Raw genomic sequence first — 12,724 nt, 5'->3', positions numbered from 1 at the left:
TTTTTTTAAACATGAATATTCCAAATTCAGTAAATCCCAGAATAGTCATTATAGGTGGAGGTTTTGCTGGTATTGCATTGGCCAGAAAATTAAAAAATAAAAACGTACAAGTCGTACTTTTAGATAAACACAACTACCATAATTTTCAACCTTTGCTGTATCAAGTCGCCACGGGCGGTTTAGAGGCAGGTTCTATTGCTTACCCAATTAGGAAAGTCATTCAGGAATATAATGACTTCTACTTCCGACTCACTTCTGTACAAGAAATAGATACTAAAAACCAAAAAATCATTGCTGAAATTGGCGAATTAAGTTACGATTATCTGATTATCGCCACAGGATCAAAAACCAATTATTTTGGCAATAAAGAAATAGAACGTAACAGTATGGGGATGAAAACCATACCACAATCATTAAATATTCGCAGTCTTATTCTCGAAAACTTCGAACAAGCAGTTCTTACCACTGATGTAGCGGAACGCAACAGCCTAATTAATTTTGTGCTTGTAGGTGGCGGGCCAACAGGAGTAGAGCTTGCAGGTGCTTTGGCCGAAATGAAAAAAGCTATTCTGCAAAAAGATTATCCCGATTTGGATATTGATAAAATGGAAATCAATCTCATTCAAAGCGGGGATAGAATCCTAAACACAATGAGTGAAAAATCCTCCATTGCCGCCGAAAAATTTCTGGATAATTTGGGCGTCAAAATATGGAAAAATGTTCGGGTAACTAATTATGATGGACGAACGATTACTACCAATTCTGATTTGACATTTGAAACCGGAACCGTAATTTGGACTGCTGGAGTTCAAGGAGCATTAGTTGCTGGATTGGATGCCAAATCGTTGGTAGAAAAAGTAGAACGAATTCGAGTAAACGAATACAGTCAGGTGATAGGTTACGACAATATTTTTGCCATAGGCGATATTGCGTTAATGGAAAATGAAAATTATCCACAAGGACATCCTATGATGGCGCAACCTGCCATGCAACAAGGTAAATTATTAGGTAAAAACATCATAAAATTAATTAGAAAACAGCCTATGGAAGCTTTTGAGTATAATGACAAAGGTTCAATGGCTACAATAGGAAGAAACAAAGCCGTAGTTGATTTGCCCAAATACCATTTTAGTGGCGTTTTTGCGTGGTTCGTGTGGATGTTTGTGCATTTATTCTCCCTAATTGGATTCAAAAACAGAGCGGTAGTTTTCCTCAATTGGGTATACAACTACATTCGCTTTGACAGGGAGGGACGATTGATTATCCGACCGTTTAAGAAGAAAAGTTTTACTACGTTTACCAGTGATGAAGTATAAAAAATTGACTTTATTATCGCTGTAATTGCATTCTTACATCGCTGATAATCAGTGTTTAAACGTCTGTGATATCATTCTTACAATATGTTGATTTACAATATTTTAACAAAATTATGTGATTTGTAAGTATTTGATAATCAAACATTTAGTTTATTTTAAATTTAATTTTTATTGGACTTGTTTTTATAAATAATGTTATGCATTAAGTTTGTGGAATTCACACAAATTTTTAACATTAATGAAAAGCATTATTATTTCTAATTTCAAGCCTATTTTGGTAGGGAAATTAATCGATCAACAAAAACTTAATCAATACACCAAGTTTTTATACCATCATTTTCAAACCAAGCCAAGTCTAGTTGGTTCAGGAGAAGATGAAATTATTGATGAATCAAATAGTTTCGAGGTTATATCAGATCAGGTTGATAAGTATTCTGTTCCTGCCGAAAATATTAATAAAAGACAAGTTCTAATTTTTGAAGATGTTAAACATTTTATTGAAAATGAAATGGATGAAACTCTGCCTTCGGATTATCAATTTCCTGGTAGTTTAGTATCAGCGAGAAGAGAATCTTTTGGACCAAAAATTGGAACCCGAATGCAATGGTTTAAAGAAAAGATGGGATATGTTTTTGACGAATTTTATTCAACAACAAATTCTGCTCCTGAAAACCTTGTTCATGTTACATGCTCCGGTTATTCCTCGCCAAGTGTTGCGCAAGAAGCCGTAATAAATAGAAATTGGGGAACAACGCAGGTTACACATTCGTACCAAATGGGATGTTATGGGGCTTTCCCTGCTATAAGAACTGCCAGTCACTTGATAAGTGGTAGTAGAGATCATGGTAGAGTTGATGTGGTTCACACGGAGTTATTATCGGCACATTTAAATTTAACTGAATTTTCGGTTGCAAACACGATGATATGCTCTCTTTTTGGCGACGGTTTTATTGGATATTCCTTGTATGAAGAAGAATCTTTTTTTAACGATGATTCTATTGAAAATAAAAAAGGACTGAGAATTTTGGCTTCTCATGAGGTTATTATTCCGGATTCTTTAGATGATATGTCTTGGGAAATAGGAGAGTATAATTTTTTAATGACGCTTTCTAAAAGAGTTCCCGTTTTTATTCGTAAAAACATAAAATCCTTTTTGACAACGCTTTGCGCCAAAGTTGATGTAGATCTTGACGAAGAGAAATCCAAAATGCATTTTGCAATACATCCGGGAGGACCAAAAATTATTGATTATGTAGTGGATGCTGTTGGAATATCAAAAGAACAAGCACGTTGGTCGTATGAAATATTACGTCAACAAGGAAACATGTCTTCCGCCACAGTTCCTCATATTTTTAATGAAATTATTAATGATGACAGCATAGTATCGGGAACAAAAGTCGTAGCTATGGCTTTTGGTCCTGGACTCACAGCCACAGGATTGTTACTTGAAAAAATTTAGAAATTAAGCCTGACAAGTCTAGTTTAAATACGATGAGTTATGAGTTTAATAATGGTAACATTTAGAACTTATAACTCATTTTTTTTGTAATAATTCACCATCAAATTCACAAACTTACTGTAGCTTTCAATGCCGTCCTTTTGTTGATTTAGTTTCAGGAAATTGTCATAAAAAGCATGAAAACCGGTTTCAATCGGTGTTTCATATTGTTTCCAAAAACGGTCACTTTCATTATAGTTTTTCAAAATTCCAGGATGAACGGTTTTTAGCAATTGTTTAAATATTTTTGGGTTGCGAACTTGCCAATTGAGTAAACAATAGCGCAAAGCAAAACTATAGCCTGAATATTCAATGTGTAAATTCTCATTTTTAACAGACGCCAAAAACCCGATAAAATTGCATTCACTTTCGCTGGCATAACCCATTTGATGTGCCATTTCGTGATTGGTTGTCATGGGAAAACTGTACATTGGTCCAAGATAATTTACCTGAGCTTCATTGGTAAACGGATTCAAATAGCCACTAAAACCCATATAAGCCAATGGTAAACTGATAATCGATTTTTTAGTGCTCCTGTTACCATAAGCAAAATAGGAATATCGAGAGGATAAGTTTTTATAACCATTTAAATTCATTTCAAAGATCTGTTCTTGCGAGTAAGGAAATACCACTTTTAAACTGTCGTTTTTTGTAATTTGACTTTGAACGGTGTTAGTTTTCAGGATTAATTTTTTGGTAAAAGCCAGTAAATCAGCTTCAGAATACTCTTTTTTGATTGCCATTTTCTCAAAAAGTGGTTGGCGATAATAATTGAATGCCCAAAGAATATGGAACAAAAAATAAAATACCGATACAAAACTTAGAACAGTCAGAATGTTATTTTTCCATGCTTGTTTCCAGGATTTCCGTTTGTTCCAAAACCAAAAGAATACAGATATAATCGTGATGAAATAAATAAAATCCCCCAACGAAAATGGAATTTTGCCAAAAATTATTCTCGAAAATGCAGCAATTATTGGATACAAGCCATTACTGTAAAATTGCTCCACATATTCAGGAAAATAGGGGATTATTTGCAGAAAAAATAGTTGTGCAAGAAGAAAGAAGGAAAGAAAATATTTTGGTTTCACAGATAGATTTTGAGAATGTAAATATAATTACAATATCAATTAGTCGAGAAAAGAATTTAAACTTTGTAACTTTGAACTTGATAAAATTTAAACTTCAAATAAAATAAATGAGCCAAGAAATAAGAAATTTAGAACCCAAAGCGCTTTGGAATAAGTTTGCTGATTTGAATGCCGTTCCGCGCCCTTCTAAAAAAGAAGAACGTGTGATTGAGTTTATGAAAAACTTCGGAAACAGTCTGGGATTGGAAACTTTTGAAGATGAAATCCGTAATGTAATTATACGCAAACCGGCTACTCTAGGAATGGAAAATCGTAAAGCAATTGTGCTACAAGGGCATTTGGATATGGTGCATCAAAAAAATGCCGATACCGTTTTTGATTTTGACACACAAGGGATTGATATGTATGTTGATGGAGATTGGGTTCGTGCTAGAGGAACAACTCTTGGTGCGGATAATGGTCTTGGAGTTGCTGCAATTATGGCAATTCTGGAGAGCAAAGATATTCCACATCCAGCTATTGAAGCTTTGTTCACCATTGACGAAGAAACTGGGATGACAGGAGCTTTAAACTTAAAAGGAGGCATTCTTCAAGGTCAAATTCTTTTGAATTTAGATACGGAGGAAGATGATGAAATAGATATTGGTTGTGCTGGAGGAATAGATGTTACCGCTACGAGGAGTTATCATGAAGAGGAAGTTCCAGAAGGATCAGTTGGACATCTTATTTCTGTAAAAGGATTGAAAGGAGGACATTCAGGAATGGATATTCATAAAGGTTTGGGTAATGCCAATAAAATAATGAACCGTTTGTTATTCGATTCTTTTGAAAACTTCGGTTTGCAGGTGGCAGAAATTAACGGAGGAAGTTTACGTAATGCTATTCCAAGAGAAAGTGTGGCGAAAGTGATTATTTCAGAAATGTTTGACGAAGCCTATATTTTTGATATGCAGGAAATCATCAACGACATAAAAAACGAATTTAAAACAACGGAACCTAACTTAACCATAGAAATCGTGAAATGCGATTTGCCGAAAAAAGTTATGGATTTGGGTGTTCAGGAAGGAATTATAAGAGCAATTTATGCTGCACATAACGGAGTGTATCGTATGAGTGCTGATATGGAAGACTTAGTAGAAACTTCTAATAATATTGCCAGAGTAATCATCAAAGATGGCGAAATTTCAATAGGATGTTTGACCCGTTCTTCTGTAGAGACGTCTAAATATGATTTGGCTAATTCTTTACGTTCCGCTTTTGAATTAGTAGGTTGTGAAGTGGAACTTTCCGGTTCTTATCCGGGTTGGACTCCAAATGTAAATTCGGAGATTTTAGATCTGCTTGTTGCAATTTATGAAAAACAAAATAACGACAAACCAAAAGTAGTAGCTTGTCACGCAGGGTTAGAATGTGGAATTCTGGGAACTAATTACCCTGAAATGGATATGATTTCTTTTGGACCAACTATTCATGGAGCGCATTCTCCGGATGAAAGAGCAAGTATTTCTTCTTCTCAGAAATTTTGGAAATTTGTTTTGGAAATTTTAGCTAATATTCCAGTCAAATAATAGTGAATTTCGATAAAATAAAAAACCCTCGTTTTGTAATAAACGAGGGTTTTTTGTCAGAATTAATCTCTTTTAGGAGTATTTTTCTTGTCTCTTTTTTCTTCTTTCTTTTCTTTAGCCGTTTTTAAAGGCTCTTTTTTTGCAGTTTTCTTTGCGTCTTGACTTTTTGCCATGATATTTGATTTAAATTTTGGTTTTACTTTTGATATAAGTAAATGTAAATAATATTTTGATTTGTTTTAATATTATTTTAAAAAATCCCCATCGATGATTAACAATTTAGCTCCATTAGTAGAAATTGAGCGATGAGAGCTTAAATCATCTGAAACGACATATGTCATTCCTTTAGACAGATTTGTTTGTTCTCCGTTCTCCATTTCGCTAATAAAATTTCCTTCGAGACAATGTACAATATGTCCTTTTTGGCACCAATGATCGGCTAAATATCCGTCAGAATAAATTACTTTCCGAATTCGTAACCTTCCTAATTGTATCGTTTGCCAATAGGATGTTCCCGTTTCGCCCATATGTTCTGTTCTCTCTATTTTGTCCCAATTGATGGCTTGGAAAGGTATGTTAGACATGGATTATGTTTATTGGATTAATTAATTTTAGCTAAAACTCAAATTTAAGTATTTTATAATAAAAATCCCCAACTACTTTCGCAATTGAGGATTGAAATTATTTTTAGATTAAAAATGTAAACTGTTATATTATTTTTTCTTTAGAATTTTATATTCTTCATAACAGCCACTTATGGCATCCATGATTTGTAAATCATTTGCAGTTTGTATGAATGCTTCTGAATAATTGCAGCGTTGCAAAATTTCGGCTAATTCGTTTTTATCTACGCCAAGTAGTACGGATATAGTTTCCCTGTCAAATTTAGATTCCAGTAGATTTCGAACCGTATCATCCTTCTTCATTTCTTTGAGCTTTTTGAGCTCTTTTGGATTTTTTCCAAAAAAATTATAAAGCATATCCGTAGGATTAAAGATAGAACCCAGTACTCTACCAAAGGCATTTGGAGAATATTCGCCTGCTTCGTAACCTTGCGTTAAGCCGGAAATACTATAACGGTAGTTTTCTTTCGTTGGAATTAATTTTGAATCGACTTCTAGATAGCCCGTCAAATTAAAGGGTCTGATGATTACTTCCTCTAGCGCGATGGCTTTTTCGGTAAGTTGAATTTTGGTGCTTTTATTTTTTATCCAGTCGTTGGTAACTCGAACTCTTAAAGATTGGTATCCCAAAATAGTAAAATGTAAAGTATCATTTGGTTGAACGTCGATTTCGAAATATCCTCTCGAATCGGTAGTTGCACCTCTTACTTTATTAATGTTGATGATATTTACATTGGGCAAAGGTTGTCTCGTATTGTTGTTGATAATAATACCATTAACCTTTTGAGAGGGCTGTATGTCTTGTGCTATAGCAGCTGTGGAAAGTACTAAAAAAAAGAAAACTACAAAATATTTCATAAACTCATTTAAAACTTTAAAAGTAATAAAGGCGATTGAATATTTTGTAGTTTCCTAATATAATTATAAGAAAATTAACAATGAATGTTAGTCTTTTCTTGGTCTTCTTGGTCTTGGTGCATCACCAAACCCTTCAGAACGTCTTGGTGCTCTGTCAGAACTATCTTCGTTTCTTGGTGCTCTGTCAGAAAAACCACCCTCTCTTGGAGCTGAACTTCTTCCGCCGAAACCACCTTCTCTTGGAGCTGAACTTCTTCCGCCAAATCCACCTTCTCTTGGAGCTGAATTTCTATCGCTTCTGAAACCACCACCGCCAGAACCTTCTCTTCTTGGTGCAAAACTACCTTCTCTTCTTGGAGCTGAACTTCTTTCACCACCAGAGCGACCTCCGCCAAAACCACCACCAGAACTTCTTCCGTTATGGTCACGTCTTCCGCCACCATCGTTTTTAGAAATTTCAACATTGATTCTACGTCCTTCTAATTGTACGTTGTTCAATACTTCCATTACTTTATCAGTATGTTCCGGATCAGTGTTAAAGAAAGAGAATCCTTCTTTTACATCTACTTTGAAAACGTCATCACGACCTAAGTCTAATGTTTCTTTCAAGTAATCTTTTAATGACATCCAATCAAAGTTATCTCTAGAACCTATGTTTACAAAATATCTTGTTGCACCGCCATTGTTATTTTCTCTTGGAGCACCATCTCTATCATCACGCTCACGTCTTTCAGAACCTGAAGCTTGATTGGAAAGATCTCTAGTTTTCTTGTAGTAATTGATAAAACGGTTAAATTCAACCGATACCATTTTCTTGATTAATTCTTCTTTCGTTAAATCTTCAAGAACGCTGTTAATTGCAGGAAGATAGTTGTCAATTTCGTGATCAACTTCTACATCTTTAATTTTATTAGCTAGGTGTAACAATTGGATTTCGCAGATTTCAATTCCAGAAGGGATCGTTTTTTCTTCGAATTTTTGTTTGATGATTCTTTCGATAGAAGAAATCTTACGCAATTCACTTTTAGTAACAATTACAATCGATGTACCTAATTTACCAGCACGCCCAGTACGCCCTGAACGGTGATTGTAAGTTTCGATTTCATCCGGTAATTGGTAGTTTACTACGTGAGTAATGCTATCAACGTCAATTCCACGTGCAGCAACATCAGTAGCTACAAGCATTTGAATTTGTCTTCCTCTAAAAGATTTCATTACACCATCACGTTGCGCTTGAGATAAATCTCCGTGCAATGCAGCAGCGCTGTATCCATCTTCAACCAATTTTTCAGCAACAGCTTGCGTATCTCTTTTGGTACGACAAAAAACTACAGAGAAAATGTCTGGATTAGCATCCGCTAAACGTTTCAAAGCTTCGTAGCGATCACGTGCATTTACAAGGTAAAATTCGTGAGAAACGGTAGCAGAACCTGAGTTTTTAGCTCCAACTGTAATTTCAATTGGGTCAGTCATGAATTGTTTTCCAATACGAGCTACTTCAGCAGGCATTGTTGCAGAGAATAACCATGTGTTTTTTTCGTCTGGCGTAGTAGAAAGGATGTTTACGATATCTTCGTAGAAACCCATATTCAACATTTCGTCAGCTTCGTCAAGAATACAATAGTTAATTTGAGAGATGTTTACTAAACCTCTATTAATCATGTCTTGCATTCTTCCTGGAGTTGCCACAATAATTTGTGCGCCTCTCTTTATGTCTCTCGCTTGTTCTGTTATGCTAGCTCCACCGTAAACTGCTACCACATTAATACCTTTTTCGTATTTAGAGTAGTTTTTAATTTCGTTGGTAATCTGCAAACAAAGTTCGCGTGTTGGAGATAAAATTAATGCTTGTGTGTTTCTGTTGTTGGCATCAATTTTCTGAATAACTGGAAAACCAAAAGCTGCCGTTTTCCCTGTCCCTGTCTGAGCCAACGCAACCATATCTGTGTCTTTTTCCAATAATAGGGGAATCGCTTTCTCCTGTACTTCGGTCGGATTTTCAAATCCTAGATCTAAAATCGCCTTCAGTAACGATTCACTCAATCCTAATTGTTCAAATTTATTCATATGTATTTTTAAAATAGGGTGCAAAATTACTGTTAATAATCGATATAAACTAATGCTATTTTAAGATTTAATGATTTATTACCATTTGATTGTCAGAAAGTTATAGAATTGGTTTGAAATTTGGGTTTTGCAATTGAGCAATTTACGATTAAAATACTGTTTTTAAATCAACTTTTTATTAAAAAAAATATATTAAAATCAAAAATAAGAGCTCCCTATTAAAAAATTGATTAGTTGTTGTGTTGCTTTTCCTCTGTGGCTGATTTCATTTTTAATTTCCAGAGATAATTCAGCGAAAGTTTCTTTGTATCCAATAGGTTGAAAGATTGGATCATAGCCAAAACCTTTGTTTCCTGTTTTTTCTAAAGTAATTTCACCTTTGGCAATACCTGTAAATAATTCTTGTTTGCCCTTTATATTCAAAGCAATGACCGTTTTAAACTGTGCATTCCTGTTGTTTTTACTTGATAAGGCTTTCAATAATTTATCCATATTATTATCAGGATTACGTTGCTCGCCTGCATATCTTGCAGAGTAAACGCCAGGTTCTCCATTTAGAATCGCTACTTCGAGTCCGGTATCATCTGCAAAGCAATCGTAGCCATAGTTACGGGTTACATAATTTGCTTTTAAAATGGCATTTCCTTCAATTGTATCTGCTGTTTCGGGAATGTCCTCTAAACATCCAATGTCTTCTAAACTAAGGATTTTAACGGTTGCTGGAAGTATGCTTTGTATTTCCAGAATTTTATTTTTGTTATTTGAAGCGAAAACGAGTTGCATTTTGTTGGTTTTATTTTGATATTTCAAAGATACAAACTTTTAGATATTCATGCACTAATGACTTCAATAATGGAGCAATTTATTTCTCATTACGTATTTATAATTAACACATATAAAGTACAATGTATATCTAAAAAAGATGCGTTAATTAATAGTTAAAGTGTTGTTTTTTACATATTTAATAAAAATAATTTATATCTTTGAGTGTGGTTTTGATTAATCAATTGGGTAAAACCATCTGCAAAGAGAAGCTTATTCAAATAGTCATTTCATGCTGAACGGTATGAGTTGATAAATGGTAAATCAAAATCAACAATCGGAGGCCCTTTAAAAAGGCCTCCTTTTTTTGTGGTTAATGTTAGATGTATTTCAGAATTGTGAATGTCAAGTTCTGCTACTGACAATCAATTTTAATTTTATTTAGGTATTTTAGTCACGCTGGTAGGATTGATTAACTTTTACAATAAATTGTAGTTTAAATAATTTAAATTCAACAAGTTAAAAATAGGTTAAAATGCTTTTTGAATGTTGTTAAAATGAAATTAACCGTATCTTTACATATGATTTTGATTTGTTCTTGAATATGGCCATCTGCAAAGAGTAGCGTATTTGATAGTCACTACTACCGAAAGGTTTAAGTTGATAATAGCAAACCAAAATCTAAATTAGAGGCCTGTAAAAAGGCCTCTTTTTTGTGGCTACACTTCAAAAAAAGTATTTTCTAATTTAATATTTTAGAAAACTAATTTGATCAAAATTTACGAAACTAATTTTAACGGTGCGATGTATGTTATTTGTTGTCATTTACATAAAATGAATGGCGTTAAATATTGGTTAAATTTGGATTAACAGTTGATTATTTTAGAAACAAATAATATCTTTGATATGTGATTCTGATTAAATACTTGGGAATTTTAATCTTATAATGAGATTGATAACTCACAATAGACTATACCAGCAACGGTAAGAGTTAATATCGGTAATTCAGAATCACATAGGAGGTCCTTTAAAAGGACCTCCTATTTTTTTGTCAACACTAGAAATAGTATTGAATATTTTAAAACATTATTGAAATAATTAGAAAACTGATATAGTACATAAGGTGATTAATGTCTTAGCCTTAATAAGCTAATCAATAGTAAAAATAGCGGTTTCTTTATATTTTTAGAAAAGCAAATTGTATCTTTGAGTGTGCTTTTGATTAATTACTTGGGCATATCAATTTTACAATAACATATGATAATTCAATAGTCAGCTATAGGAGTAAAAGTATAAGTTAAATAATGGTAAATCAGAACCAACAAAAAGGAGGACTCGAAAGGTCCTCCTTTTTGTTGTTGTATTTTTAATTTAAGGTTACGTTTTTTAAATTATCAGGAAAATACAAATCAGATAAATGAGAGAATTCATCTCCACGCATAAAAATGTCGATATCAATTTCAGCAAAGCTTTTTTTACCAGCTGCCGCCAAAAGTTCGTTTGCAGCATGTAAGGTATTTTTATGAAAATAGAAAACCCGCTCCGATTTATCAGTAACAACCAAACCTTTTACAAGCATTTTATTTTGGGTGGCGACTCCTGTAGGACATTCGTTGTTGTTGCATCGTAAAGCTTGGATACAGCCCAACGAAAACATAAAACCTCGGGCGCTATTGCACATATCAGCGCCAAGGGCTACAGCTCTAAGAATAGAATAGCCAGAAATTACCTTTCCGCTGCAGATCACACGTATTTTGTGACGAACACCAAAACGAACTAAAGTCTTATTAACAAAAATGAGTGCGGGCTCAAAAGGCATTCCCACGCCATCAGCAAATTCAAGTGGTGCGGCTCCTGTTCCTCCTTCGGCACCGTCGACAGTGATGAAATCCGGAAAGCAATTTTGCTTAATCATTTCTTGGCAAATAGCTTCAAATTCGCTGGTTTTTCCAATACATAATTTAAATCCAATAGGTTTACCATTAGAAAGTTGGCGAAGGTGTGCGATAAACTCAATTAATCCTTTGGTATCTGAAAAGGCAGAATGACCCGGGGGAGAAAGAATAGTGATATTTGGTTGTACTCCTCTTATTTTTGCAATTTTCGCCGTGTTTTTAGCAGCGGGTAAAACGCCACCATGTCCAGGTTTTGCACCTTGTGATAGTTTTATTTCGATCATCTTTACTTCTGGTAGATTTGCTTTTTCAGCAAATCTACCACCATCAAATCCACCTCTGTCATCACGACAACCAAAATAGCCCGTACCTATTTGCCAAGTAACATCACCTCCTTGTAAATGAAATTCAGTCAATCCGCCTTCCCCGGTATTGTGATAAAAATTTCCTTTAAGCGCTCCTTTGTTTAATGCCATAATTGCATTTTCGCTCAACGAACCAAAACTCATTGCAGAAATGTTTAATAAGGAAGCGGAATACGGTTGTTTGCAATCTGGTCCGCCAACTAAAATACGAGGTAACTCTTTATTTACCGCTGTAGGGAAAATAGAATGTTTAATCCCCTCGTAGTTGGAGCGATTGAGGTTTAGTTGTGTTCCAAATGGAGATGTTGAATCAATATTTTTGGCTCGTTGGTAAGCGAGAGTGCGCTGGTTTCTTGAAAAAGGTTTTCCATCAGTAGAACGTTCTATAAAATATTGCTGAATTCCTGGAGCAATCATTTCAAAAAAATATCTAAAATAGCCAAACACAGGAAAATTTCTTAGAATGGAATGTTTCTGCTGAATACTATTGACAAAACCAATTAACAAAAGGATGAATAATGCTACTGACAAAACGAGCCCTATTTTAAAATAGAAAAAAATAGTCAAAGAAATAATAAGCCCTGCAATTCCTATAACGAAAAATCTTTGTCGCATGATATAGTTTTTGTACTAAATTAAGGAGAATAATGAATGATCAACTTTTTTTAACAGAAAATAAAA

General features: G+C 34.2%; 9 protein-coding genes. 3 read left to right on the top strand and 6 right to left on the bottom strand.

The annotated features are described in order from the left end of the window. Window positions 1–11 precede the first annotated feature (11 nt). Window positions 12–1,316: an NAD(P)/FAD-dependent oxidoreductase gene (locus tag ACFX5D_RS11715; protein ID WP_379858369.1), complete on the top strand. Its 1,305-nt coding sequence runs from the start codon at window positions 12–14 to the stop codon at window positions 1,314–1,316. Window positions 1,317–1,554: 238 nt separating this feature from the next. Next, window positions 1,555–2,775 carry a 3-oxoacyl-[acyl-carrier-protein] synthase III C-terminal domain-containing protein gene (locus tag ACFX5D_RS11710; RefSeq protein ID WP_379858368.1) on the top strand — a complete coding sequence of 407 codons (1,221 nt, stop codon included), beginning with the start codon at window positions 1,555–1,557 and terminating at the stop codon, window positions 2,773–2,775. 68 nt (window positions 2,776–2,843) lie between these two features. On the opposite strand, the gene ACFX5D_RS11705 is transcribed toward ACFX5D_RS11710, so the two are convergent. Next, on the bottom strand, window positions 2,844–3,905 hold the full coding sequence (locus ACFX5D_RS11705; RefSeq protein WP_379858367.1) for a DUF3810 domain-containing protein: 1,062 nt from the start codon (window positions 3,903–3,905) through the stop codon (window positions 2,844–2,846). 107 nt (window positions 3,906–4,012) lie between these two features. On the opposite strand from ACFX5D_RS11705, the gene ACFX5D_RS11700 reads away from it, so the two are divergent. Continuing rightward, on the top strand, window positions 4,013–5,473 hold the full coding sequence (locus tag ACFX5D_RS11700; RefSeq protein ID WP_379858366.1) for an aminoacyl-histidine dipeptidase: 1,461 nt from the start codon (window positions 4,013–4,015) through the stop codon (window positions 5,471–5,473). 245 nt (window positions 5,474–5,718) lie between these two features. On the opposite strand, the gene ACFX5D_RS11695 is transcribed toward ACFX5D_RS11700, so the two are convergent. From ACFX5D_RS11695 to ACFX5D_RS11675, 5 genes are all read right to left on the bottom strand, one after another. After that, on the bottom strand, window positions 5,719–6,057 hold the full coding sequence (locus tag ACFX5D_RS11695) for a DHCW motif cupin fold protein (RefSeq protein WP_379858365.1): 339 nt from the start codon (window positions 6,055–6,057) through the stop codon (window positions 5,719–5,721). 129 nt (window positions 6,058–6,186) lie between these two features. Continuing rightward, a complete protein-coding gene (locus tag ACFX5D_RS11690) occupies window positions 6,187–6,954 on the bottom strand; it encodes a carboxypeptidase-like regulatory domain-containing protein (protein ID WP_131479272.1) in 768 nt (255 codons plus the stop codon). 87 nt (window positions 6,955–7,041) lie between these two features. Continuing rightward, window positions 7,042–9,021, bottom strand: a complete 1,980-nt coding sequence (locus tag ACFX5D_RS11685) for a DEAD/DEAH box helicase (RefSeq protein ID WP_379850566.1) — start codon at window positions 9,019–9,021, stop codon at window positions 7,042–7,044. Window positions 9,022–9,219: 198 nt separating this feature from the next. Then, the gene (locus ACFX5D_RS11680) at window positions 9,220–9,804 is read right to left on the bottom strand and encodes a non-canonical purine NTP diphosphatase (RefSeq protein WP_379858364.1); all 585 of its coding nucleotides are present in this window, start codon (window positions 9,802–9,804) and stop codon (window positions 9,220–9,222) included. 1,345 nt (window positions 9,805–11,149) lie between these two features. Then, window positions 11,150–12,658 carry an FMN-binding glutamate synthase family protein gene (locus ACFX5D_RS11675; protein ID WP_379858363.1) on the bottom strand — a complete coding sequence of 503 codons (1,509 nt, stop codon included), beginning with the start codon at window positions 12,656–12,658 and terminating at the stop codon, window positions 11,150–11,152. Window positions 12,659–12,724 lie beyond the last annotated feature (66 nt).

This window comes from Flavobacterium fructosi, from assembly GCF_042787335.1.
GTDB lineage: Bacteria > Bacteroidota > Bacteroidia > Flavobacteriales > Flavobacteriaceae > Flavobacterium > Flavobacterium fructosi.
Note: the sequence above shows the minus strand (reverse complement) of the source record. Positions and strands in the feature narration are given on the sequence as shown.